The 22807-nt window shown below is 72.6% G+C and carries 23 protein-coding genes, 1 pseudogene and 1 riboswitch; of the genes and pseudogenes, 5 read left to right on the top strand and 19 right to left on the bottom strand.

The window, feature by feature from the left end:
* Positions 1-230: 230 nt before the first annotated feature.
* Both ACZ7RU_RS23100 and aceB read right to left on the bottom strand, forming a co-directional pair.
* Positions 231-632: an allophanate hydrolase-related protein gene (locus ACZ7RU_RS23100; RefSeq protein WP_470342824.1), complete on the bottom strand. Its 402-nt coding sequence runs from the start codon at positions 630-632 to the stop codon at positions 231-233.
* 97 nt (positions 633-729) lie between these two features.
* Positions 730-2412: a malate synthase A gene (gene aceB / locus ACZ7RU_RS23095; RefSeq protein WP_470342823.1), complete on the bottom strand. Its 1683-nt coding sequence runs from the start codon at positions 2410-2412 to the stop codon at positions 730-732.
* A gap of 248 nt (positions 2413-2660) precedes the next feature.
* Between aceB and ACZ7RU_RS23090 the strand changes: the two genes are divergently transcribed.
* Positions 2661-3458 carry an IclR family transcriptional regulator gene (locus ACZ7RU_RS23090; protein WP_470342822.1) on the top strand — a complete coding sequence of 266 codons (798 nt, stop codon included), beginning with the start codon at positions 2661-2663 and terminating at the stop codon, positions 3456-3458.
* Positions 3459-3632: 174 nt separating this feature from the next.
* Positions 3633-4469: a hypothetical protein gene (locus tag ACZ7RU_RS23085; protein ID WP_470342821.1), complete on the top strand. Its 837-nt coding sequence runs from the start codon at positions 3633-3635 to the stop codon at positions 4467-4469.
* A 143-nt stretch (positions 4470-4612) separates the two neighbouring features.
* Here the strand turns inward: ACZ7RU_RS23085 and ACZ7RU_RS23080 are convergent, their stop codons facing one another.
* The gene (locus ACZ7RU_RS23080) at positions 4613-5929 is read right to left on the bottom strand and encodes a glycoside hydrolase family 16 protein (protein ID WP_470342820.1); all 1317 of its coding nucleotides are present in this window, start codon (positions 5927-5929) and stop codon (positions 4613-4615) included.
* A 1-nt stretch (position 5930) separates the two neighbouring features.
* Positions 5931-6097, bottom strand: a riboswitch (cyclic di-AMP (ydaO/yuaA leader).
* Positions 6098-6562: 465 nt separating this feature from the next.
* Here ACZ7RU_RS23080 and ACZ7RU_RS23075 point away from each other — a divergent pair.
* Complete coding sequence (locus ACZ7RU_RS23075) at positions 6563-6892, top strand: phenolic acid decarboxylase (protein WP_360338223.1); 330 nt, start codon at positions 6563-6565, stop codon at positions 6890-6892.
* Positions 6893-6979: 87 nt separating this feature from the next.
* Here the strand turns inward: ACZ7RU_RS23075 and ACZ7RU_RS23070 are convergent, their stop codons facing one another.
* Together ACZ7RU_RS23070 and ACZ7RU_RS23065 are read right to left on the bottom strand one after the other, a co-directional pair.
* On the bottom strand, positions 6980-8122 hold the full coding sequence (locus ACZ7RU_RS23070) for an alpha/beta hydrolase (RefSeq protein ID WP_470342819.1): 1143 nt from the start codon (positions 8120-8122) through the stop codon (positions 6980-6982).
* Positions 8123-8458: 336 nt separating this feature from the next.
* Complete coding sequence (locus ACZ7RU_RS23065; protein ID WP_470342818.1) at positions 8459-9079, bottom strand: TetR family transcriptional regulator; 621 nt, start codon at positions 9077-9079, stop codon at positions 8459-8461.
* Positions 9080-9217: 138 nt separating this feature from the next.
* Between ACZ7RU_RS23065 and ACZ7RU_RS23060 the strand changes: the two genes are divergently transcribed.
* A complete protein-coding gene (locus ACZ7RU_RS23060; protein WP_470342817.1) occupies positions 9218-9982 on the top strand; it encodes an SDR family NAD(P)-dependent oxidoreductase in 765 nt (254 codons plus the stop codon).
* A gap of 156 nt (positions 9983-10138) precedes the next feature.
* On the opposite strand, the gene ACZ7RU_RS23055 is transcribed toward ACZ7RU_RS23060, so the two are convergent.
* From ACZ7RU_RS23055 to ACZ7RU_RS23020, 8 genes and pseudogenes are all read right to left on the bottom strand, one after another.
* On the bottom strand, positions 10139-10630 hold the full coding sequence (locus ACZ7RU_RS23055) for a GNAT family N-acetyltransferase (RefSeq protein WP_470342816.1): 492 nt from the start codon (positions 10628-10630) through the stop codon (positions 10139-10141).
* A 107-nt stretch (positions 10631-10737) separates the two neighbouring features.
* On the bottom strand, positions 10738-11736 hold the full coding sequence (locus tag ACZ7RU_RS23050; protein ID WP_470342815.1) for a phosphotriesterase family protein: 999 nt from the start codon (positions 11734-11736) through the stop codon (positions 10738-10740).
* Positions 11733-12263, bottom strand: a complete 531-nt coding sequence (locus tag ACZ7RU_RS23045; RefSeq protein WP_470342814.1) for a carboxymuconolactone decarboxylase family protein — start codon at positions 12261-12263, stop codon at positions 11733-11735. Before ACZ7RU_RS23045 ends, ACZ7RU_RS23050 begins: the two co-directional genes overlap by 4 nt.
* 17 nt (positions 12264-12280) lie before the next feature.
* The gene (locus ACZ7RU_RS23040) at positions 12281-12883 is read right to left on the bottom strand and encodes a DUF4865 family protein (RefSeq protein WP_470342813.1); all 603 of its coding nucleotides are present in this window, start codon (positions 12881-12883) and stop codon (positions 12281-12283) included.
* 123 nt (positions 12884-13006) lie between these two features.
* Entirely contained in the window at positions 13007-13573 is a 567-nt protein-coding gene (locus ACZ7RU_RS23035) for a TetR/AcrR family transcriptional regulator (protein WP_470342812.1), read from the bottom strand.
* A gap of 313 nt (positions 13574-13886) precedes the next feature.
* Positions 13887-14036 (bottom strand): hypothetical protein, encoded by a 150-nt coding sequence (locus tag ACZ7RU_RS23030; RefSeq protein WP_470342811.1) that lies wholly within the window; start codon positions 14034-14036, stop codon positions 13887-13889.
* A complete protein-coding gene (locus ACZ7RU_RS23025) occupies positions 14033-14272 on the bottom strand; it encodes a hypothetical protein (RefSeq protein ID WP_470342970.1) in 240 nt (79 codons plus the stop codon). Before ACZ7RU_RS23025 ends, ACZ7RU_RS23030 begins: the two co-directional genes overlap by 4 nt.
* Before the next feature lie 101 nt (positions 14273-14373).
* Positions 14374-15033, bottom strand: a pseudogene (locus ACZ7RU_RS23020) (LLM class flavin-dependent oxidoreductase); the annotation flags it as partial.
* A 307-nt stretch (positions 15034-15340) separates the two neighbouring features.
* On the opposite strand from ACZ7RU_RS23020, the gene ACZ7RU_RS23015 reads away from it, so the two are divergent.
* Entirely contained in the window at positions 15341-16333 is a 993-nt protein-coding gene (locus tag ACZ7RU_RS23015; RefSeq protein WP_470342810.1) for an aldo/keto reductase, read from the top strand.
* Positions 16334-16532: 199 nt separating this feature from the next.
* On the opposite strand, the gene ACZ7RU_RS23010 is transcribed toward ACZ7RU_RS23015, so the two are convergent.
* From ACZ7RU_RS23010 to ACZ7RU_RS22985, 6 genes are all read right to left on the bottom strand, one after another.
* A complete protein-coding gene (locus ACZ7RU_RS23010) occupies positions 16533-17621 on the bottom strand; it encodes an LLM class flavin-dependent oxidoreductase (protein WP_470342809.1) in 1089 nt (362 codons plus the stop codon).
* Positions 17622-17624: 3 nt separating this feature from the next.
* A complete protein-coding gene (locus tag ACZ7RU_RS23005; RefSeq protein ID WP_470342808.1) occupies positions 17625-18530 on the bottom strand; it encodes an ABC transporter substrate-binding protein in 906 nt (301 codons plus the stop codon).
* A gap of 136 nt (positions 18531-18666) precedes the next feature.
* A complete protein-coding gene (locus ACZ7RU_RS23000; protein WP_470342807.1) occupies positions 18667-19470 on the bottom strand; it encodes an ABC transporter ATP-binding protein in 804 nt (267 codons plus the stop codon).
* Positions 19467-20333: an ABC transporter permease gene (locus ACZ7RU_RS22995; protein WP_470342806.1), complete on the bottom strand. Its 867-nt coding sequence runs from the start codon at positions 20331-20333 to the stop codon at positions 19467-19469. Before ACZ7RU_RS22995 ends, ACZ7RU_RS23000 begins: the two co-directional genes overlap by 4 nt.
* Positions 20330-21358 (bottom strand): NrtA/SsuA/CpmA family ABC transporter substrate-binding protein, encoded by a 1029-nt coding sequence (locus ACZ7RU_RS22990; RefSeq protein ID WP_470342805.1) that lies wholly within the window; start codon positions 21356-21358, stop codon positions 20330-20332. The genes ACZ7RU_RS22995 and ACZ7RU_RS22990 overlap by 4 nt, the downstream gene beginning before the upstream one ends.
* Positions 21359-21444: 86 nt before the next feature.
* Positions 21445-22518 carry an ABC transporter substrate-binding protein gene (locus ACZ7RU_RS22985; protein WP_470342804.1) on the bottom strand — a complete coding sequence of 358 codons (1074 nt, stop codon included), beginning with the start codon at positions 22516-22518 and terminating at the stop codon, positions 21445-21447.
* Positions 22519-22807: the final 289 nt, after the last annotated feature.

Here is a 22807-nt window from a genome sequence, read left to right as displayed (position 1 = left end):
GGGACGGTGCGCCCCCGGCTCCGTACACCCGAGGGGTGTGCGGACCGCGGCCCCGGATCCACGGCGAGGGTCCGGGGTCGCGGCGTTCGGCGGACGGAGTTCAGCGAACAGGTGACAACTTTCATCATCTGTTCGCTGAAATCTGTTCTCTGAATTCTGTTCGCTGTTCTCTGTTCCCTGCCGCCTGCCCCCCTGCTCCCTGCTCCCTGCTCCCTGTTCCCTGCTCCCCGTCAGGCCGTACGCCCGATCGACGCCAGGTAGGCACGCCAGCCGCCGTGGTGGGTGATCTCACGGTGGACGCCGCGCTCCAGCTCGCCCCGGGAGAGCAGCATCGACAGGCACGCGGAGCCGTCCTCCAGCTCGATCACCCCCAGCTCCAGTTCCCGCGGTTCGCCCGGCAGGATGACGTCCCTCAGCCGCTCCAGGGGAATGTCGTACAGCTCGCCCTCGATGGCGGTGTCCGCCGCCGGGTCGGCCATCAGCCCCGGGCAGACGTCGGTACCACCGCTGTGGTCGATGGAGAAGAAGCGGTAGCCGGGGGCGGTCCGGGCCGGCCCGATCAGCGAGTCGGCGACCTTGGCGTGGAAGGGGCCGCCGACCATCGCCTGGCCGTTGAAGAACATACGCGCCATGGGTGAACTCCTTACGTGGAAAGGGCCGTTCCGCACGGCGACGAGGGGACGGCCGGACTCGTTCGAACGCACGGAACGAAGTGGTGGACCGCCGCGCTCAGCCCAGCAGGGGAAGCGCGGGGAGGGTCAGGAAGTCCACGAACTCCTCGGCCAGGGCGACCTGTTCGAAGAGCTGGGCCGCCTCGCGCCAGCGGCCCGCGCCATAGGCCTCCTCGCCCAGCTCGGCGAGGAGTTCGGCCAGCTCCGCCGCGACCAGGGTGCGGACCAGCTCGGCGGTGGCCTTCTCACCGGTGTCGGACAGCACGACCCCGTTGTGGATCCACTGCCAGATCTGCGAGCGGGAGATCTCGGCGGTGGCGGCGTCCTCCATCATGTTGAAGATGCCGACCGCACCCACTCCGCGCAGCCAGGCCTCGATGTAGCGGATGCCGACCTGGACGGCGTTGTGCAGCCCCGCGCGGGTGCAGGTGCCACCGGCGCCGGCGATGTCGAGCAGCTGGGCGGCGGTCACCGGCTCCGCCGGGCCGGGGTCGTCCTTCTGGTGGGGCCGCTCACCGAGCACCGCGTCGAAGGAGGCCCGGGCGACCGGCACCAAATCGGGGTGGGCGACCCAGGAGCCGTCGAAGCCGTTGCGGGCCTCGCGGTCCTTGTCCGCCTTGACCTTCTCCAGCGCGGCCGCGTTGACCGCGGGGTCGCGGCGGCTCGGGATGAACGCCGCCATCCCGCCGATCGCATGGGCGCCGCGCCGGTGGCAGGTCTGCACCAGCAGCCGGGTGTAGGCGGCCATGAACGGCGAGGCCATGGTGACGCTGTTGCGGTCCGGAAGGATGTAGTGCCCGCCCGCGTCGCGGAAGTTCTTGACGATCGAGAACAGGTAGTCCCAGCGCCCGGCGTTGAGCCCGGCCGCGTGGTCGCGCAGCTCGTGGAGGATCTCGTCCATCTCGAACGCGGCGGTGATGGTCTCGATCAGTACCGTCGCCCGGATCGTGCCGTACGGGATGCCGAGTTCGGCCTGGGCGTGGGTGAACACGTCGTTCCACAGCCGGGCCTCGAGGTGGCTCTCGGTCTTCGGCAGGTAGAAGTACGGACCGGAGTTGGGGTCGTCGGCGCCCCTGGCCAGCAGCCGGGCGGCGTTGTGGAAGAAGTAGAGGCCGAAGTCGACGAACGCGCCGGCCACCGGGGTGCCGTCGACCAGCAGGTGGTTCTCGTCCAGGTGCCAGCCGCGCGGGCGGACCACGACGGTGGCGAGTTCGGCGGCGGGCTTGAGGGTGTACGCCTTACCGGTCGCGCCGGTGAAGTCGATCCGGCCTTCGAAGGCGTCGATCAGGTTGACCTGGCCGCCGACCACGTTCTCCCAGGTCGGGGAGGTGGCGTCCTCGAAGTCGGCGAGCCAGACCCCCGCCCCGGAATTGAGCGCGTTGACGACCATCTTGCGGTCGGTCGGACCGGTGATCTCGACCCGGCGGTCCTGGAGTGCGCGCGGCGCCTCGGCGACCTTCCAGTCCCCGGCCCGGATCCCGGCGGTCTCGGGGAGGAAGTCCAGCGTGCCGGTGGCGGCGATCTCCGCGCGACGGGTCCTGCGCCGGGCCAGCAGTTCCTGTCGGCGCCCCTCGAAGGCGCGATGGAGCCCGGCGACGAAGGCGGTCGCCTCCGGCGTGAGGACCTCCTCCGCCCGGTGGACGCGGGGACCGGCGACAGTGACGACCGGAGCGGCGGCGGTGGAGGCGGTTGGGGAGAACCCCGGCCGGAGGCTGGGCGAGGGCCCCTGATCTGCAGCCATGAGCAGCACACTCCTAAGACGGTTGGGCCTGGCGAAGGAAGCTCCGGCGGGAACTCCTTCCGGAACTTCCTCAGGGAACTTTCTCGGGGAACTCGCTCGGGAGACTTCCTCGATCGGGACCCGCAGTGAGCGAGTTCGATTCTGTAAGGTGGAGACTAGTTTCCGCGATACAGAATTTCAACGATTTGTTGAAGAGGTTGAAGAGATCGCCGGGACTCCACTCCTCCCCGACAGCGAAGGGAACGCCGGTGGCTGCGACCCCCGACCCAGCATCGACGACAGGCGCCGACCGCCCGGGCGGCGGCGTGCAGTCCGTCGAGCGCGCCTTCCAACTCCTGGAGGCGCTGGCCGACTCCGGCGGCGTGGCCACGCTCAGCGAGCTCTCCACCACCTCCGGCCTCCCGATGCCGACCATCCACCGACTGGTTCGTACCCTCGTCCAGCAGGGCTATGTCCGCCAGGACACCGCGCGCCGCTACACCCTCGGCCCCCGGTTGATCCGCCTCGGCGAGACGGCCGGCCGACTGCTCGGCAGCTGGGCCCGCCCGTACCTGGCCGAGCTCATGGAGGCCACCGGCGAGACCGCCAACCTGGCGGTGCTGGAGGGCGGCGAGGTGGTGTACGTCGGCCAGGTGCAGTCGCGACGCTCGATGCGGATGTTCACCGAGGTCGGCCGACGGGTGCAGCCGCACTGCACCGGCGTCGGCAAGGCGCTGCTCGCCCAGCTGCCCGAGGACGAGGCGCGCGCCGTCCTCGGCCCCAACCCGCTGCCCGCGCACACCGAGTACACGGTCACCGACCCGCAGGAGCTGCTGCGCCAGCTCGCCGAGGCGCGCGAGCGCGGATACGTGGTCGACGACCAGGAGCAGGAGATCGGCGTCCGCTGCATCGCGCTCGCCGTCCCGGGCGCGCCGACGCCCACCGCGCTCTCGGTCTCCGGACCGGAGGCCCGCATCCGGGCCCTGGAGGAACAGGCCGGGGCCGCCTCGCTGGTACCGGTGATGCACCAGATCGCGACCCGGCTGGGGCAGGTCCTCGCCCCCTGACCGCCCGTCAACCCCCGCTGCGGGCCGATGCGGTCGGGGCTGCCCGTCGCGTCATCCGTTCGGGCGGACGACGGGCGGGTTGCCACCGGGCCCGGGCGGCGGCTCCGCCACCCTGGTGCCGACGCGGCCCGCAACGGCGCGGGCGGCCGGGATGCGAGGGCAGGGTGAGCGGGGATGGAGCAGCAACACCGGGGCGTGCGGGACGGCGTACGGGGCGGTGAGGTCCGGGGCGGCGACGCACCGGGTGGCGAGTGGCCGGGCGGTGGCGGGCAGGGCCGTGGCACGCGGCGCACCGCGAGAGGCCGGAGGTTCGGCGGGGCCGGACTGGTCGCGGCCGTGGCGGCGGGGTGCGCGGTGACGGTGCTGGCCACCGACCCGTCCTGGGCACTGCGACGGCCCGAGCCCCGGCCCGCGCTGGAGGTCGTGGCGGGCCCGGCCATGGCGACCACCCTGCCCGCGCCGTCGACGCCCGAGGCCTCCACCCTGCCCGCGCCGTCGACACCCGAGGCCTCCACCCTGCCGGCCCCGGTGAGGCCCGGGACAGGCACCGGGGCCGGGTCCGGGACGTCCGAGGCCTCCACGCTGCCCGCGCCGGCCGCCGCTCGGACGTCCGACTCCGACCTGGAGGTGATCCGGCTCGACCCGGACCCGGCCACGCCCGGCGGCACCACCACCGTCCACGCCTTCGTCGGCAACGGGGGCCCGGACACCACCGCGTCCCCGTTCACGGTCGTGGTCGCCCTGCCGGAGGGCGTCACCGCGGAGGGCCCGTACTTCCCGTCCGACTGCCAGGTCATGGGCCACGGCCGCATCGTGCGGTGCGTGTTCGGCCCGGGTCTGCCGGAGGCCCGCAGCGCGACCGCCCTCATCCCGGTCCGGCTCGACCCGGGGCTGCCGGCGGGCAGGTTGAGCGGCGGAGCGGTCACGGTGCGCAGCGCGGACGACCGGAACGAGGCCAACAACCGGCAGCCGTTCGACATCACGGTGGTCGAGACGACCGCCCGTTCCTGAGCCACCTGGTCCCGCCGGTAGGAGCGGCCCTACCGGCGGGACCCTCCCGTCCGCGGAACCCTCCTGTCGACGGGATCCTCATGCCGACGGGGGGCCGCCGGCCCGGCCGTCCTCCCGGCGCCAGTCCTGCCGGAGCGCCGGTCCTACCGGTAGACGCGGACGTAGTCGGCGGCGAAGGTGATCGGGGCGGTCCCCTGCGGCGCGGGGTGGTACTGCCCCGCGCACACCGAGAGGTTGAGGATCAGGTACGCCGACCAGGTGGCGCCGACGCCCTTGCCGTCCGAGAAGACCTTGACGCCGTTGACGTACCAGTCCACCGAGTTGGCGCCGTAGTAGGTGCCGATGGTCACCCACTGGTCCTTCGCGATCGCGCTCGCGTCGGTGTAGTACTTCCCGTTGCCCGGGTTGACGTGGTTGGTCAGCTCCAGCAGGTTCGGGTTGTCGGGGTGGTACTCGAAGGAGTCGATCTCCCCGTTGCCGTTCTTCCAGGTCCACAGGGCCGGCCAGGCGCCGCTTCCGGCGGGCAGCTTGACCCTGGTCTCGGCGTAGTCGCCGGTCTTGACCTGGAAGCCCTCGCCGGAGCCCTCGGTGGTCAGGAAGCCGGTGTTCCAGGACTGCTTGCCGTTCTCCAGCACCGGACCGCCGGACGTGGCGGTGAAGGTGGCGACACCGTTGGCGACGCTGACGTTGTTCCTGTTCAGCCAGTCGAGCTTGTTGTCGTCCGGGTTGTGGTTGCCGTACCGGTACGCGGTGCTCTTGTCGCCGACCCAGCGCTGACCCCAGCTGATCGCACCGTTGAACTCGTCCGACCAGGTCAGCGACTTGCCGGCGACCGGGGAGGCCGGTGCCGGGGCGCTCGGGCTCGGGGTGGTGCTCGGCGTCGGGGTCGACGTGGCCGTCGGGGTCGTGGTCGGCGTGGTGGTCGCCGTCGGAGCCGGGGCCGGGGTGGACGTCCCGGTGGCGGAGACCACCAGCTGCTGCGAGGGCAGGTTGTGCCAGCTGCCGCCGAGGTCCTGCCAGAAGCCGAACTCGGTGTACGTCCCGGCGGGCAGGGTGCGCGCACCGCTGGTGAAGTTGACCCCGCTCGGGCAGATCTGCACGTTGGAGGCGTTGCCGGGGAAGTCGAGGTTGGTGCCGCGCGCGTCACGCACACCCACCCCGACGGTCTTCGCGGTGAAGCAGGCCGAGGAGTGCAGGCCGAGCGAGGCGGTGGTGGCCTTGCCCGCGACCATGGTCGCGGGGGCGAGCCGGTCCTGGGTGACGGTCGGCGCGGTGGCGGCCTGGGCACCGCTGACGGACGGCAGGCCGAGCAGGCCGGCGCCGCTGATGGCGAGCGCCCCGGTGGCGGCGAGGGCGGCGTTGCGGCCCCGGTGGGACGGACGGGCGTGGCGCGGGCCGCGACGGCGGGCGGCCACGGGGGCGAGCACGGGCCGGTGCGTGGAGCTGGCAGGCTGGGGCATGGGGTGACCTCTGCGACGCCTGCGAGGTGAGCTGTCGGGTTCGGGCTGAGGTTGCCCGGCCGCCGGTGGGACGGCTTCACCCCTAGCCGCGGCCCGCACGCGGGAGGCGTACGGGCCGGGCGCTGACCTTGGTTCCCCCGCTCCCGTCCGCTGTGGTGCTCGGTGACCCGCCGGCGGGTGGACAGGACTCGGCGTCCCGGCGGCGGGGTCCGCGAGGGCGGACGACCGTTGCAGGCTAGGCAGGTCGTCCGTGAACGGACAACCCGGCCCGCCCCGTTGTCGCGCAGCTCACAGTGGTGTCGATCAACGACGCAGGGTGGCAGCCGAGTTGATCGGTTTCCGGGAGGGGGCCGGGCCGGGGTTCCGCTCCGGGCTCGCCCGGGCCCGGTCGGCCTGGTCGTGGGTGCCGTCCGCGCCGGTCCCACACCCGGGCGGCGGCCTCGTGGTGACCTGGCGGCGGCGTGGTGGCAGCGTGGTGGCGGACCGTACCGTGGCGAGTGCCTGACCGAGTGGGCCCGGTCGGATAAATTGGGAGTCTGACATCATCCGCCGTGCACAAGAGCGGCGAGCCCGACCGGATGCTCGCCACGACCCGACAGACACGACCTGACAGAGACGAGGACCCGCCCCACCATGACCGCGCCCCTGCCCGCCTTCGCCGGCCGCACCTACCTCTTCCAGGCCGACAACGGCGCGGCCTTCCGCAACACCTACTCGGCCGACGGCACTCGGCTGCGCTGGGAGGGCCTCGGCGAGTCCGCGGGCCAGTGGGAGGACGTGCGGCTGCACGTCGCCGAGGTCGCACCGGAGATCTACTTCGTCAGCTGGACGGAGCAGAGCGGGATCACCGTCAGCCATGTGATGGACCTCGGCAAGCTGACGGTGCGGGCCTTCTGGACCTTCGAGGGCGAGGGCGGCCGGGTCGGCGAGCTGCACACCGGGACGCTGGAGCGAGTGGCCTGAGCGGCGGGACGATCGAACCCCCGGAGCCACCGCTCCGGGGGTTCGGTCGTTGAGGTCCGCTCGATCGGGCTCGCGCTCGTTCGGGTTTCAGACGGTCTGGTTCGGCACCTTGAGGTGCTGGGACAGCCACTCCAGCGAGGACGGCAGCAGGGCGCTCCAGGTCTCGAAGTTGTGGCCGCCGTTCTCCAGCATGCTGTACGAGACCTTCATCGGGCTCCGCACCGCGTCGACGAAGGCCTCGGTCTCCTGCCGGTAGCCGCCGTCGCCCCTCTTGGTGCCGGCCAGCAGCACGGACACCTTCGGCTGCGGCAGGTTCTTCAGCCGCCACATCAGGTTGGCCTCGTCGCGGCGCTGCTTGCTGCCGCCGAAGAGGTCGCCCGTGGTCGGGTCGTCGGCGGCGTCGTAGTAGGCGGAGAGGGCGACGGCCGTCGGGAAGACGTCCGGGTGGCGCATGGCCAGCTTGAGCGCGCAGTAGCCGCCGGTCGAGTTGCCCATGAAGGCCCAGGCCTGCGGGTCGGTGGAGACCCGGTAGCTGGCCTGGATCGCCGAGGGCACGTCCTTGGTGAAGTAGGTGTCGGACTGCGGGCCGTTCGGGACGTCCTCGCACTCGGTGTCCTGCGGCAGCGCGGGCGAGGGGCGCACCAGGACCATGACGGTCGGCTGCATCCGGCCTTCCTGCAGCAGCTTGAGCGCGGCGCCCGGGTAGTTGAAGCGGGTGATCAGGTTCTCCGCGATTCCTGGGAATCCGGTGCTGACGATCACGGCCGGGAACTGCTTCTGGGCGTACTCCGGCTGGAAGTACTGCGGGGGCAGGTAGACGTAGCCCTCGGTGGACAGCCGGCTGACCGCGCCGTCGATCCGGACCTTGCGGATCTCACCGGACTGGCTCGGCTCGCGGCCCATCGCCCCGCCGCCCTTGACCGAGGCCTGGCCCATCGTCTCGACCATCAGCCGGCCGGAGGCGTCCGCCTTGTTGTGTATGACCACCGGGCCGGTTTCGCCGGTGCCCAGCAGGTCGTCCCAACTGCTGTAGAAGGCGAAGTAGTTGTTCGCGACCAGGCCGAGGGCCGCGAGCACCGCGAGCTGGGTGGCGAGCAGGGCGCCGATCCGGCCGAGCACCGCCTGCCAGGTCTTCTTCGCGAGTCTGGGCCACAACCAGACCGTGCCGACCATCATCACGACCGCGACCAGCGCGGTCAGCGCCAGCACCTTGTGGCTCGTCAGACCCATGTCCCGCTTGCTCCCACGCCTCGAACTCCAGCCCCCTCCGCTGGGGACATCCGGGGAGGTCACCCCGGTTCCCCCGCCGGGGCGCGAGGAACAACCCTAACGCCAGCTGGGAGAAAGCCGATCGCGGCTGGGAGGTGACGGGGAGTGGGGCGGACGGATGACAACGTTCAGATAACAGATTTCGAAAGTTGTCATCTGAAATCTGAACTCTGAAATCTGTTACCTGTCAGCCGTCGGTGCCAGCCGCCGGCTACCGCCGGGGCGCCGACCCGTGGCAGCCGGCAGTTGGCAGTCAGCAGTCGGCAGCCATCCAGGGTGGAGCCGAGCCCCGACGGCTCAGCCCATGCGCTCCCAGAGCCGGAGCCCCGCCGTGAGCTCGCGCATGCAGCGCGCGCCGAGGTCCTGCGGGGAGCCCGGACCGTCGAGGGGCGCCTCGGAGGACGCCCACTGCTCCAGCGCCACCCGGATCGCCGCGGTCGCGGCGGCGGAGGCCAGCCGGATCTCCAGCGGGTCGGTGCCGTCCGGGCACCGCTCGGCGAGGGCCGTCCGCAGCCGCTCCTCCGAGTCGGCGTGGACGCGCTGCCAGGTGGCGTTCAGCTTCGGATCGCGCAGCAGTCCGCGGGCCCACCGCATCATCTCGGCCCGCGCCTCGTCGGCCGGGGTCAGCGACGCGACCGCCGCACGCTCCAGCGCCTCGCGCAGCGGCAGGTCGGCGGGGCTCGCCGCGAACAGCTCCACCCACTCCTGCCCACCCGCCGCGAGCAGTGGGGCGACGGCGTCCTCCTTGACGGAGAAGTACCGGTAGAAGGTGCGCAGCGAGATGCCCGCCACGCGGGCGATCTCCTCGGCGGTGGTCGCCTCCGTGCCCCGCTCGGCGAAGAGCGCGGCGGCAGTACGGGCGATCTCCAGTCGGGTGGCCTCACGGCGGCGCTGGGTCAGGGTCGGACGTCCGGTCACGGGCCCCAGCCTACGCGGGCGGATGCCAGGGTGGCATGTAACGACAACATGGCATGGTGAGACTCGTTGGCGCAGCGTGCCATATCGACGTACCGTGTCTCACGAGGTCGAGAGACCGCGAACGAACGGAGTACCACCATGGAGCGCTTCAGCGGACGGAACGTCCTGATCACCGGCGGCGGCTCGGGCATCGGCCAGGCCACCGTGCACCGGATCCTCGCCGAGGGCGGGAAGGCCGTCGCCGTCGACGTCGACGAGGACGGCCTGAAGAGGACCCTGGACCGTGCCACCACCGAGGGCACCGCGGACCGCCTGACCATCCAGGTGCTGGACGTCTCGGACGAGGCGGCCGTCGTCGCGGGCGTCGCCGAGGCGATAGCCGGCCTGGGCGGCCTGGACGTGCTGGTCAACGCGGCCGGCATCCTCCGCTCCTCGCACACCCACGAGACCAGCCTGGAGTTCTGGAACAAGCTCCTCGCGGTGAACCTGACCGGCACCTTCCTGATGACCCGCGAGGCACTCCCCACGCTGCTCGCCGGCGGCAGGGGCGTGGTGGTCAACTTCAGCTCCACCTCCGCGAGCTTCGCCCACCCCTACATGGCCGCGTACGCCGCGACCAAGGGCGGCATCCAGTCGTTCACCCACGCCATCGCCTCGGAGTACTCGAAGCAGGGCCTGCGCGCGGTCTGCGTCGCGCCGGGCAGCATCGACAGCGGCATGACCCACGACCCGGGCCTGCCCGCCGACGCCGACTTCAGCCTGCTGGCCAAGCTCTCCCCCGCCCTCGGCCAGGGCTTCGCCGGCCCGGAGACGGTGGCCGGCGTGATCGCCATGCTCGCCTCCGACGACGGCGCCTTCGTCACCGGCACCGAGCTGCGCATCGACGGCGGCACCCACATGTGACCCGTCGGCCGACCACGGTCCGGTGGAAGACGGGGCCTGTGCCGCCCCCCGTACGGCACAGGCCCGCCTCCGCGTTCCCCCGGCTCTCCCCGACGCCGCCACGGGGTGCCGGGGCAGGCCGCTGCTCCGGTCCCGTACCGGGTGCGTCGGCAGCGGTCAGCCGAGGGGCTTCTCCAGGAGGACTTCCCGGGTGACCCCCTCGGCGAGCAGGTCGCCGGGCTGCGCGAGCGGAGCGAAGCCGTGGCGGCGGTAGAGGGCGAGCGCCGCTTCGTTGCCGGGGAGCTCGGCGAGGCGCGACGTGGTGCCGCCGGTGGCCCGGGCCCAGCGCTCGACCTCCGCGACGAGCCGGTCCGCGACGCCCTGGCCCCGCGCCCGTCGGGCGACCCAGAGCGAGCGCAACTCCCTTACACCGTCCGGCGATCCAGGCATGCCGCCGACCAGGCCGACCGGGTCGTCGCCCAGGAGGGCCGCGACGTGGTGGGCGTCCGGGCGGCGGAGCCGGTCGTGCCAGCGGCCCTCGCCGCCCTGGTGCCAGTCGGCGAGGCCGGCCTTGAAGGCCTCCGGCGCATCGGTCAGGGCGGCGAGGCGTAGGCCCCGCCAGAGCGGCCAGTCGGCGGTCGTGAGGGTTCGGAGCGTCGGCGTCCTCATGTCCGGCACCGTAGACGGGGTGCCGGACGGCCGTCGGCTGGTTCCCGTACCCGGGGATCGCCCACTCCCGGCGTCGCCGGTCAGGGGGCACGTTCGACGAGGGAGCACTACGGCGTGCGCCAGTCGGCGGCGAAGGCGGCGGCCGGGTTGGTGGTGAGGAGCAGCTCGGTCAGTTCGGGGCCGTAGCTGCGGGCCAGGCGCGGGGCGAGCTCGGTGAGCAGGCGGACCGGACCACCGGCCGCGCGGGCGGTCCGGGTGGTGGTGTCGGCGCCGAGCAGCAGTTGGGAGGCGTGACCTGCCTCGACCAGGTCGGCGATCACGTCGAAGGCCTGGTGGTCGCCGGGGTGGCCGGCCCGGGAGGGGCTGTCCAGGGCGAGACGGACGCCTTCGGCGGCCAGGGCGCGGTGCAGCGCGCGGTCGGGCAGCCGGGTGAGGTGGCCGAGGACGATCCGGTCGGGCCGGACGCCGTGCCGGTCGCACAGCTGGTGCAGGACCCAGTGCGGGGCGCCGTCGGCTTCGAGGTGGACGGCGATCGGGGCGTCGGTGGCGTGGTGGGCCTCGGCGGCCGCGGCCATCGTCCACCGGGTGTGCCGACTGGCCGGCCCCGCGTCGCCCGCGACCTTGATCAGCCCCGCCCGGACTCCGTCGGGCGCGCCGGGCAGCCCGATGGTGAGTTCGGCGATGAAACGTTCCGCCAGGTCGGCGTACGGGCCTGGGCGCTCGGCCGACTCGACGCCCTGTTGGGGGGACCCGGGGAGCGCGGGGAGCGCGCTGGTCTCGGGGAGCGCGGCGGACTCGGGGAAGAAGCCCGGCGGGTAGTGGACCGCCTGGTGCGCGCCGGTGGCGGCGACGATCTGAACGCCGGTCGCACGGGAGAGCGCGGCGAGGGTGTCGGCGCCCCGGCCCAGGCCGAGCGGGGTCCACTGGACGAAGGTGCGACCGCCGGCGGCGGCGTAGCCGCGCAGGACGGCTTCGGCGGCGGCCGGGTCGTCCAGCTCCTGGCCGGGGAGCAGCGGGCTGCGGATGAAGAGGTGGTCGTGGGCGTCGGTGACGCCGAGGCCGGCGGGGTCCAGGTCGCCGAGGACGGTGCGGACGGTGCGGCTCATGCCTTGGTCTCCGGGGGCGTGCTCCTGGCGGTCTCAGCCGTTTCGGCGGTCTCGGCGGTCTCGGCCTTGTCGGTGGGGGTGGCCGGGCCGGCGGTCGCAGCCGTCTGGGCGGGGTCGCGGGTCTCGGCGAAGGTGGCGGTGGCGACGCGTAGGCCGGCCAGTGCCTTGGGGAGCCCGACGTACGGGGCGAGGTGGACGATCACCTCGGTGATCTCCGCCTCCGTCAGACCGATCCGTCGGCTGCAGCGGACGTGGTCGGCGAGCTGCGGCTCGACGCCGCCGAGGGCGGTCAGGGCGGCCAGGTTGGCGATCTCGCGGTCGCGCAGGGCGAGGCCCGGGCGCTGGTAGGTACCGCCGAAGAGGCTGGTGACGATCCAGTCGGGGAAGCCGGGCGCGAGGGTGTCCAGGCCGCCGAGGGTAGCGGCGGCGGCCGGACCGGCGAGGTCGGCGAGCAGGGCGTGGCCGGCCGCGCGGTCGAGCGGGGCCTGGGTGAAGCCGGTACCGGCGGAAGCGGTCGCGGGGGACATCGGGGTAATGGGTCCTTTCACCAGTGGCGGCCGGCCGGCAGCCGGTCGAGTTCGGGACGGGAGAGGTGCAACACCTGGAACCGGACGCCGGACGCGTCCTCGGGGGCCGGGCCGTGCCAGAGGGCGAAACGGAGCAGTTCCCAGCGACTCGGGTCGACGGCCACGGCCGCGGTGTGCAGGTCCGGGTGCTCGGGCAGGTCGGCGAGCGCCCGCCCGACGGCCTCGGCCGGGTCGGCGGCTTCCGGCAGCCGTACGGTCTCGCGGGTCGCGGTGGTCGGCGGCCCGACCGGATCCCCCTTTGCCGCCCGGGTCGCCGACGCGCCGTGGGCCAGGCCCGCCCCGAGCCAGTGCCGGACGGCGGGGCGGCCGAAGTCGGCGCTCAGGCCGCGGAAGCCCGCTCCCCAGAGGAAGCTGTTCATGCCCTCGGCGGTGCGCCAGAGGTAGAACGGCGCGTACTGGTTGACGGGAGAGCCCTGATGCCCGCGCTCGCGGACCAGATAGGCCTTGAGGCCGAGGCCGGGGTAGGCGTCGAGCAGGTGGCCCTTGTCGGCGACCCGTCGGCGGATGATGCCCATGTCGTAGTCGGCGGGGAGGGTGATCTCGTACTGCATGGCGTACACGGTGAGGCTCCTCGGGGTCGGCGGGCTCAGCGGGTGCCGCAGGTCCGACGCACTCCGCGGGCGCCCGCGGGCCGGCGGCGCGGGTCAGGATGTGTGGCCAGGACGTGTGGCCAGGACGAGAGGTCAGGCCGTGCGGTGTGCCGCGAGCAGGCCGAGGGCGCCGCGGACGGCCCGCTCGAACGGCTCGGCACTGTCGGCGGCACGGGCCAGGACGTAGCCGCCCTGGACGACGGCGACCACGGCAGCGGCGGTGTCCGCCGGGTCGAGGCCGGGGGCGAACTCGCCGTCCGCCTGGCCTTCGGCGATCAGTCCGGCGATCCGGCCGCGCAGCCAGTCGAAGGTCTCCTCCACGGGCGCGCGCAGCTGCGGGTCGGCGACCACGTCCGGGTCCTGGGTCATCCGGCCGATCCGGCAGCCGCGCAGGACGTCGCGGTCGCGGTGCAGGTAGGCGGCGATCCGGTCGTAGGCGGTGCCGGGGGCGGCGAGGTCGGCCTCGGCGACGCCCCGCATCTGCTCGGCGCTGCGGCGCAGGGCGGCGGCCGCGAGATCGGGCTTGCCGGTGAAGTGGTGGTACATGCTGCCCTGGCCGACCCCGGAGCGCTGCTGGATGGCCTTGGGGCTGGTGCCGACGTAGCCGCGCTCCCAGAGGAGGGCCTGGGTGCTCTCGATGAGGCGGTCCTGGGTGCTCATGCGGAACACTGTACATACCAGTAGGTACAGAATTCCAGTGCGGGATTTCATCCAGGACTCTTGGAGACCTCGGAGATCTCGGAGATCTCCCGGATCTTCCGGTTTGCCGGAATGCGCTCGCCGGGCGGAGACGGTTGAGGGCCGTGCGCCGCCCCCCGGCGGCCACGGCCCCTCGACCGTTCGTCATCCCCCGTACCGCCGAACGGCATTCCGGCGCGACTGGTGGCGCGCGTCACGTCACCCACGGTGGCCGGCGTCACGCCAGGTACGGGGCGCACGGCGCATTGCGCGGGCGGACGGCCCGCCCGGGCGACTACGGCAGCGCGCGGCGCAGCTCCGGGGCCACCTCGGTTGCGAACAGCTCCAGTTGCTCGCACTGCGCCCCTTCGGTGAGCGCGTCCACCCCGATGCCCACCGCCTCGTTGCCGAAGGCCTCGTGGTAGCGGTGGATCTTGTCGATCACCTGCTGAGGCTGCCGACCAGCGCCGAACCGCGCTCCATCGCATCCTCCGGCGACGTGAACGGCGAGTTGTCGTGCCGGCTGGCGGCCAAGTCGAACAGCGCGGTCCGGTACGGGTGAAAGCCCTCGACGGCGTCCTGCGAACGCTTGGCGACGTACAGCCCGCCGAAGCCCGCGCCCACCCGGGCCTGCCCTGGGTCGTGCTCATAGTGCTCCCAGCGCTCGCGGTAGTGCTCCACCAGCGCCCGGTACTTCTCCAGCGGGTGGAAGGAGTTGGTGGAGTGAGCGGGCCGCCGTGGCGGGCGGCTAGGTCGGTTGACTGCCTGCTGGTCGCGCTGCCGCGCCACACCGGGACCGGGTCCTGGAGCGGGCGGAGCCAGACGGAGGCGTCCTTCAGCGGCGGGCGGATGGAGCCCTCCCAGGTCACCTTCTCCTCGCGCCAGAGCCTGCGCAGCAGGCCGTAGTTCTCCGCGAGCGCCTCCCACTGACGCTCCTCTGGGAGGCCGAACAGCCCGAAGTGCTGCGGTTCGCTTCCCTTGCCAACGATCAGCTCCATTCGACCTCAGGAGAGTTGGTCGAGCATCGCGTAGTCCTCGGCGACCCGGTCCGGATCGAGGACGCTGAGCACGGTCACCGTGGTGAACAACCGGGTGGTGGAGGTCCGGGCGGCGATGGCGCTGAGCAGCAGGGACGGCGCCGGGAGAGGAACGGCTCGCCGTGCCGCTCCCCCACGCCGTAGCCGTCGTAGCCGAGTTGCTCGGCGAGGACCCCTGGCCGATGACGTTGTGCAGCTTCCGCTACGAGGTGCGCCGGACGCCGGTGACCGGGTCGGGGGCGTGGGCGACGAGGGACGACGGACGAGACGGTGAACCGCACGGCGGTCTCCTTGGGGACGCTCGGGTCGGGCTCGGGAGGACTCGGGAGGGGCTCGGGATGGGCTAGGGACTCGCCTGGGACGGGACCGGCGGAGACCCGGGGCCCGGTGAGCCGCGCGGAGCACGGGGAGCGCAGGGAGCACGGGGAGCCAGCGCGAGGTGCGGTGCGTGCGCTCTCACGGGCGGCACCGGGGGAACGGCTGACGGGGCGGGCAACGGGCCGCGCGGGCGACAGGGCGCGGTGGTGTCAGCGGTCGGTGCTGCGGTGGCGGTGACAACATCAGCGGGCCGCGGCGGCGGTCACGGTCCGGACTGCCATCTCGCCCCCCTCGCCTCGCACGCACGCGATCCTCCGCGGGCATAGGCACCGGCCGGAAGCCGGAAGTGGGACAAGGGCTTGATCCGCCGCGACCGGCTGGCAAGATGTCCGCCATGAGCTACCTCGCCGCAGATGACCGCTACGACTCGATGACCTATCGGAAGGCCGGCCGCAGCGGCGTCCAGCTGCCCGCCGTTTCGCTCGGGCTCTGGCACAACTTCGGCGACGCCCAGCCGCTGGAGGTGCAGCGGGCGGTGCTGCGCCGGGCCTTCGACCGGGGCGTCACCCACTTCGACCTGGCGAACAACTACGGCCCGCCGTACGGCAGCGCCGAGCGCAACTTCGGCTACCTGTTCGCCCAGGACTTCCGGCCGTACCGGGACGAGCTGTTCATCGCCACCAAGGCCGGCTGGGACATGTGGCCCGGCCCGTACGGCAACGGCGGCAGCCGCAAGTACCTGCTGGCCAGCCTCGACCAGTCACTGGGCCGGATGGGACTGGACTACGTCGACGTCTTCTACTCGCACCGGTACGACCCGGAGACCCCGATCGAGGAGACGATGGGGGCGCTGGACAGCGCGGTCCGCTCGGGCCGGGCGCTGTACGCGGCGATCTCCAACTACCCGGCGGAGCAGCACCGGGAGGCGGTGGCGATCCTGCGCGAGCTGGGGACGCCGGTGCTGATGAACCAGTCGGCGTACTCGATCCTCAACCGCAACGTGGAGGACGGCGGCGTCCTGGACGCGGTGGGCGACACCCAGACCAGCCTGATCGCCTACTCGCCGCTCGCCCAGGGGCTGCTGACCGACCGCTACCTGTCCGGGGCGGTGCCGGCGGGCTCGCGGATGTCGGTCGGGAAGTTCCTCACCGAGGAGACGCTGACCGGCACGAAGCTGGAGCAGCTGCGGGCGCTGGCCAAGGTCGCCGAGGGGCGCGGGCAGACGCTGGCACAGCTGGCGCTGTGCTGGGTGCTGCGGGACCCGCGGGTGGTCTCGGTGATCATCGGCGCGAGCAGCGTGGCCCAGCTGGACCAGAACCTCGACGCGCTGGCGGGCGGGCCGCTGACGGCGGAGGAGCTGGCGGAGATCGACCGGCTGAGCCGCTGAGGGAGCGACTGGAGTCAGGCGCGAGCCATTGCCGGCTAACCGCTGACGGCTGACGGCTGACGGCTGACGGCTGACGGCTGACGACGGGATGTCGACGGTGGGGCGACGGGCGACGGCTGACAAGGGACGACCGACAGATGACAGCTGACAGATTTCGAAATCTGTCAGCTGTCATCTGTTATCTGTTTGTTGTCATCTGTCAGCTGTCACCCGTCGGCCGCTTGATGCCCAGGGCGGGCAGAACCGTTTCTGCAACCCGGTGTGCCTCCTCCAGCAGCGGGTTGCCCGAGAGGATGAAGGTGTCGACGCCCAGCGCCTCGAACTCCTGCAACCGCTCGATCACCTGGGCGGTCGAACCGACCACAGCCGTGCCGGGGCCGGGGCGGAACAGGCTCATCCCCGGCCACAGGTTGGGATAGGCCTCCAGCTCCCGGGCCCGCGCCGGTACCTTGCCGCCGTGCTGGCGGAACTGCCGCTGCCAGCCGACCCCGTCCTCCCCCTTCGCCCCGCCCAGCTGACGCGCGTAGGTGGCCTCGCTGGTCACGTCCAGCAGCCGGTCGGCGGCCGCCCAGGCCTCGTCCTCGGTGTCGCGGACGATCAGGTGCAGCCGTAGTCCGATCCGCAGGGTCCGGCCGTGGGCGGCGGCGCGCTCCCGGACCAGGTCCAGCTTCTCCTTGAGCAGGTGTGGCGGCTCGCCCCAGGTCAGGTAGACGTCCACGTGCTGGGCCGCCATCTCGATGCCGGCCGCCGAACTACCGCCGAACCAGAGCGGGATGCCCCCGGGCTGCACCGGGGCGAGTTCGCGCAGGCTCGCGCCCGCGTTCCTCACCTCGTAGAACTCTCCCTTGTGGTCGAAGACCTCACCCGCCGTGAGGCGCTTGACGATCGACCAGTACTCGCCACTGAGCCGGTACCGGTCGTCGTGCTCGACGTCCAGGCCGTACTCGCGCAGCTGCGCGGTCGAGCCGTTCACCACGTTGAAGCGCAGCCGGCCGCCGTGCAGGTGGTCGAAGCTCAGCGCCATCTTGGCCAGCAAGGTGGGCGAGACCAGCCCGGGGTGGACGGCCAGCAGCGGCTTGAAAGCCGGGGTGGTGGCGGCCGCGAGCGCGCTGCCGAGCGTCCAGACGTCGTACAGGTCGGTCGCGAGCAGGGCACCGGTGTAGCCCAACCGCTCCACGCTGCCCGCGAGTTGCTGGAGGTAGCGGAGGTCCACCGGGCGGCGCCCGGCCGGTTCCCAGGGGTAGTGGCCCTCGCGCGGGATGATGTACCAGAGGACTTCGGAGGCCACGCGTCAGACCGCCTTCGCGAGCGCGGCGGCCACCGGTGCCTCCAGCGCGGGGAGGTGGGCGTCGGCGACGGTCAGCACCCGGTCGATGAAGCCCACCCCGTGGAAGATGTCCGCGGCCTCCTGCTGTTCGGCGACGAAGCCGGCGGTGGCGGGCTCCAGTTGCCACGGCAGTGCGCTCAGCGCGGCCTGCCAGTCGGCGGCCGTGCCGCCCAGCTCCTCGGCTGCGATCGCGGCGGCCTCGGCCGGGTTGGCGGCCGCCCAGGCGTCCGCCCGGCGCAGCGCGGTCGCGATCGCGGCTACCGCCTCGGGGCGTTCGGTCGCGAAGTCCCGACGGGTGAAGAACACCGAGCGGTCGGTGATGACGTCACCGGTGCGGACCAGCTCGCGGAACTCCCCGGTACGGCGGGCGGCGGCGAGTTCGGCGCCCTGGGCGATCCAGCCGGCGATCTCGCCGTCGCGCAGCCGCTGCGCCTGGTTCTCACCGGCCGCCGGGCGCGCCGGGGTGACGTCGCCGCCGTACGAGAGCCCCTGCGCGTGCAGGGCCTTGGCGAGCAGGTGGGTTTGCCAGGAGCCCACGGCGAGGACGACGGTGGAGCCCTTGAGGTCCGCGACCGTCCGCACCGGGCCGGAGTCCAGTACCAGCAGCGCACCGTGGTCCGGGCGAGGTGCCGAGACCGCCGCGTACACCAGGTCGTGGCCGGCCGCCTGCGCGGTGATCGGCGGGGTGGAGCCGGTGCCGCCGAAGTCGATGACGCCTTCGGCGAGCAGTGTGCCGGTGCGGGTGCCGTCCGTGTAGTGGTGGAAGGCGCCGGTCTCGCCGAGCGGGGCCAGCTCCTCGTCCAGGTACGGGAGTCGGGCGAGGTAGTAGAGCGAGGGGTTGCTGGCGTGGACGCCGAGGGTGACGGTCATCTGGTCAACTCCGGTGGTGCGGGATCGGTTAGTCGGACATCGGGGCAAGTCGGGTGAATGTCGTGGGTGTTCACTGGGTCACGGTCGTCCGCAACCTCAGTGAACGTCAGCGAATGTCGGTCGACCTCAGTGGATCTCAGTGGACGCCGAGGTCGGCGAGCAGTCGGCGCCGCAGGTCGGCGAAGGCGGGGTCGGCCGAATCGCGCGGGTGCTGGACGGCGACGGCTTCGTCCCGGGCGAGCAGACCGTCGCGCAGCACCACGACCCGGTCGGCGAGCCGTACGGCCTCGTCCACGTCGTGGGTGACCAGCAGCACCGCCGGGCGGTGCTGGCGCACCAGGTCGCCGACGAGGTCCTGCATGCGCAGCCGGGTGAGCGCATCCAGGGCGGCGAACGGTTCGTCGAGCAAGAGGAGTTGCGGCTCCCGGACGAGTGCCCGGGCGAGCGCGACGCGCTGCGCCTCGCCGCCCGAGAGGGTGGCCGGCCAGGCCTCGGCGTGCCGCTCCAGGCCGACCTCGGCGAGGGCCTTCAGCCCGGTCTCCCGGGTCGCCGCGCCGCGCGGCAGGCCGACCGTGACGTTGGCCAGCACCCGCTTGGATGGCACCAGTCGGGGTTCCTGGAAGACCACGGTACGGACCGGCGGGACGAGCACGGTGCCCTCGTCCGCCTGGTCGAGCGCCCCGAGGATGCGCAGCAGGGTGGTCTTGCCGGTGCCGCTGGCACCCAGCAGGGCGACGAACTCGCCGCGGGCGATGGAGAGGTCGACCCCGTCGAGCACGGCACGGGTGCCGAACACCCGGCGCAGACCGCGCAGATGGACGGCCGGCGCCGCCCCCTCGGACGCCGAGCGGGAAGGGCGGGAAGAGTGGGAGAAGTGGAAAGCGCGGGAGGACCGGGCCGAGGGGGCCGGCGTGGCGGCGGTGGACGTGTCGGCGGTCATCGGGCCGCTCCCTGGACGGCCTGGCGCCACGGCATCAGCACGCGCTCCAGGACTCGGACGGTGCCGTCGGCGGCGAGGCCGAGCAGCCCGTAGATCAGGATGCAGACGGCGAGGACGTCGGTGCGCGAGTAGTTCTGCGCCTGGGCCATCAAGTACCCGATTCCCTCCGTGGAGTTGATCTCCTCGGCGGCGATCAGGGCGATCACGCTGAGCGTCATCGACAGGCGCAGTCCGGACAGCAGCGAGGGCAGCGCGCCGGGCAGCACGACGGTGCGCACGATCGCCCACCGGCCGAGGCCGAAGCTGCGCATCGCCTCGACCAGCTTGCGGTCGGTGCTGCGGACCCCGCCCGAGGCGGACACGTACATCGGGAAGCTGGTGGCGACCGCGATCAGCGCGACCTTCGCGGTCTCGGTGATGCCGAACCACACCATGAACAGCGGGACGAGGGCCAGGAACGGCACGGTGCGCAGGACCTGGATCGCGGAGTCGAGCAACTCCTCGCCGAGACGGGTGAATCCGGTGACCACACCGAGCACCAGGCCGGTGGTGGCGCCGAAGAGAAGACCGAGTCCGGCGCGGGTGAGGGAGACGGACAGGGCGTCGGTCAGCTGGCCGTTGCCCCACAACTCCCGCACGGCCTGGACCACCTGGGCGGGCGAGGCGAGCACGTCCTGGGTGAGCGCGCCGGTGGCGGAGGCGAGGGCCCAACCGCCGAGCAGGGCGAGCGGACCGACGGTGCGCAGGGTCACGGCGAGTGCGCGGGGGCGGGGCCGGTGCCGCCGGCTCCGCGGGGCTACCAGGCCGGCGTCCAGCGCCGCCCGGGTGTTGTCGGGGGTGAACTTCTCGGTAGCGGTGGTCACTTGGCACCGTCCGCGAGCTTGTTGACGTCGATCAGGTACGGTTTGACGTCGACCAGCTGCTTGGTGACCTTCTGCTCGGCGAAGAACCTGGCGACCGTCCCGAAGCGGGCGATGTCGGTGTCGGAGATGGCGTCGGCCGGGGTGCCCTGCCTGCTGATGTTCACCGCGACGTCCTTCTCGGCGGGGGTGACGGCGGTCGGACCGGCGTCGGTGAACACGTTGAGGTAGCCCGCCGGGTCGGCCTTCTCCTTCTCGCCGTTCTCCCGCATGTAGGCGTAGAAGGCCTTGACCACCTCGGGATGTTTGTCGGCGAAGCCGTTGCGCACGGCCCAGACGGCGTAGTTGTCGGAGCCCACCTCCTGGCCGTTGACCAGGAAGTGCGCACCGGCGTTGGCGATCGCGGGCGTCGAGAAGGTGTTCCAGGTCGCCCAGGCGTCCACCTGGCCGGAGTTGAAGACCCCTGAGGTCTGGTCGGCGCGCAGGTAGACCCGCTCCACCCGGTCGGCCGGGACGCCGTTCTTCGCGAGCGCCTTGAGCAGCAGGTACTCGCTGGTGCCGCCCTGGGAGACGGCGACCTTCCGGCCGACCAGGTCCTGGACGGACTTGATGGGCGAGTCGTTCTTCACCAGGATCCCCTCGCCGACACCGTCGGGCGCGGTCTGGGCGAACAGCTTGAAGCCGGGCTTCTGGGCGAGCGCGGCGATGGCCGAGGTGATCGAGCCCTGGGCGACGTCCAGTTGGTCGGCGGAGAGGGCCTGGGCGGCGGGGGCGAAGGGGCCGGCACTGCCGGTCCAGGCGACCTTGGTGTGGACGGCGGCGAGGGCCCGGTCCAGCGAGCCGTCCTTCTTGCCGCGGGCGAGGAAGCCGTTGTTGCCGGGATCGGGTAGCCGGAGCACGACGTCGGCCTTGCCGCCGGCCCCGCCTCCGGCGGAGGCCTTGGCCCCGTCGGCGGACGAGCCGCAGGCGGCCAGGGCGGTGGAGGCGAGCAGCGCGGTGGCGGCGAGGACGAGGCGGGAGGTCTTCAACGGGAGTCTCCAAGTGAGTGACAGATGACGGCCGACAACCGACGACTGACAACTGACAACTTTCAAAATCTGTTAGCTGAACGCTGTTATCCGAAGTCTGTGATCTGAACGCCGTCGGCACCCCCACCCGCACCCCCACCCGCCCCCGCGCGCCGCACCCGCAGCAGCTCGCGGGCGGCGCGGAGCGGCTCAGGGTCGGCCCACGCCTGAACGTCCACCGGCGAGGCGAGGAAGCCCTGCTCTCCGAGGAATCGTTCCTGCAGCGCCAGCAGCTCCAGCCGCTCCGCCGACAGGTCCAGGTGCAGGGTGCGGTGGCTGCCCGGAGCGTAGGCCCCGGCAACGCCCTCGGCCCCGGCGCCGGTCTCGGCCCGCAGGATCCGGACGACCTCCTCCGGGCGCTCCGCCGCCCAGTCGGCGGCCTCCAGCAGCACCGCGAGGAAGCGGGCGACCAGCCCGGGCTGTTCGTCCAGCAGTCGCTGGTGGACGGTGATCGGCCGGGGCGTGCCGTTGTTGACCCGGGCCCGGCGGTCCGGCGCCGCGTCCAGCTCCACGGCCACCTCCGCACCGATCCGGCGGGCCGCCTCGACGGCGAGCGCCCCCTTCACGTACACCGCGTCCACCGTGCCGTCCCGCAGTGCGGCCAGCTCGGCGGACCACTGCCCGCCACCCGGTACGCCCTGGACGTCCACCAGCTCGGCGTCCGCCAGGGTGAGGCCCGCGAGCCCGAGGGCGCCGCGGAGGCCGGCCAGCGCCATGGCCCGCCAGAAGTCGATGCCGATGTCATGATGTGGCACCGCCAGTCGCAGCCCGCGCAGCTGCCCGGGCGCGGTGATGCCGCTGCCGGCGCGGACCAGCACCACCTGGCGCTCCTCGATCCAGGTGAGGCCGATCAGCCTGGTCGTCTCGCCGCGCGAACGCGCCCACAGCGCGGGGACGTTGCCGCCTTCCCGGAACAGGCCGGTCAGCGCGTGGGTGTAGTGGTGGTCCGCTGCCACCTCGGGCGGGGCATCCTGCAGCGAGCGGACGGCGATGCCGTCGGCGGCGAACTCGCGGGCGAGCCACCCCCGGTCGGCGGCGATCCCGGTCGCGGTGGGCACCGGGCAGCGGGTGAACCAGAGGGTGTCGGGAAGCGGGAAGGCGTTCTGGGCACGACTGGACAACGGAGTTGGTCCTCCACGGTGGCTCCGACGGCGGCCGGAGGAGCTCGGGATCGAATGACCGCACGGCGGCCCACGAGGGCTGGTGCGCAAGGGAGTTGTACGCCACATCGCGGGGCGGCGGGCAGCGCGGGAGACATCGGCCGGCGTCGGTCGGCGACGGTCGGCGGCGACGGGTCGGTCAGCGACAACACGAACGGGAGGGGAGACACCGGTGGGACGTCACGGCGCTTCTCCTTCCGTGGAATCGGGGCGGGCACCGGCCGGGCCGAGCGGCCGTCCGGTTGCGATG

This window comes from Kitasatospora sp. NPDC114501, from assembly GCF_055633695.1.
This window is presented reverse-complemented; position numbering and strand designations above follow the sequence as displayed.

Bases quoted from the DNA above. Each gene is read 5' to 3' on its own strand.
- ACZ7RU_RS23005 (WP_470342808.1), bottom strand. From the start codon at position 18,530: ATGACCGTCACCCTCGGCGTCCACGCCAGCAACCCCTCGCTCTACTAC.
- ACZ7RU_RS23050 (WP_470342815.1), bottom strand. From the start codon at position 11,736: ATGAGCCGCACCGTCCGCACCGTCCTCGGCGACCTGGACCCCGCCGGC.
- ACZ7RU_RS23055 (WP_470342816.1), bottom strand. From the start codon at position 10,630: ATGAGGACGCCGACGCTCCGAACCCTCACGACCGCCGACTGGCCGCTC.
- aceB (WP_470342823.1), bottom strand. From the start codon at position 2,412: ATGGCTGCAGATCAGGGGCCCTCGCCCAGCCTCCGGCCGGGGTTCTCC.
- ACZ7RU_RS23000 (WP_470342807.1), bottom strand. From the start codon at position 19,470: ATGACCGCCGACACGTCCACCGCCGCCACGCCGGCCCCCTCGGCCCGG.
- ACZ7RU_RS23060 (WP_470342817.1), top strand. From the start codon at position 9,218: ATGGAGCGCTTCAGCGGACGGAACGTCCTGATCACCGGCGGCGGCTCG.
- ACZ7RU_RS23085 (WP_470342821.1), top strand. From the start codon at position 3,633: ATGGAGCAGCAACACCGGGGCGTGCGGGACGGCGTACGGGGCGGTGAG.
- ACZ7RU_RS23100 (WP_470342824.1), bottom strand. From the start codon at position 632: ATGGCGCGTATGTTCTTCAACGGCCAGGCGATGGTCGGCGGCCCCTTC.
- ACZ7RU_RS23035 (WP_470342812.1), bottom strand. From the start codon at position 13,573: ATGAGCACCCAGGACCGCCTCATCGAGAGCACCCAGGCCCTCCTCTGG.
- ACZ7RU_RS23080 (WP_470342820.1), bottom strand. From the start codon at position 5,929: ATGCCCCAGCCTGCCAGCTCCACGCACCGGCCCGTGCTCGCCCCCGTG.
- ACZ7RU_RS23045 (WP_470342814.1), bottom strand. From the start codon at position 12,263: ATGTCCCCCGCGACCGCTTCCGCCGGTACCGGCTTCACCCAGGCCCCG.
- ACZ7RU_RS23075 (WP_360338223.1), top strand. From the start codon at position 6,563: ATGACCGCGCCCCTGCCCGCCTTCGCCGGCCGCACCTACCTCTTCCAG.
- ACZ7RU_RS23015 (WP_470342810.1), top strand. From the start codon at position 15,341: ATGAGCTACCTCGCCGCAGATGACCGCTACGACTCGATGACCTATCGG.
- ACZ7RU_RS23070 (WP_470342819.1), bottom strand. From the start codon at position 8,122: ATGGGTCTGACGAGCCACAAGGTGCTGGCGCTGACCGCGCTGGTCGCG.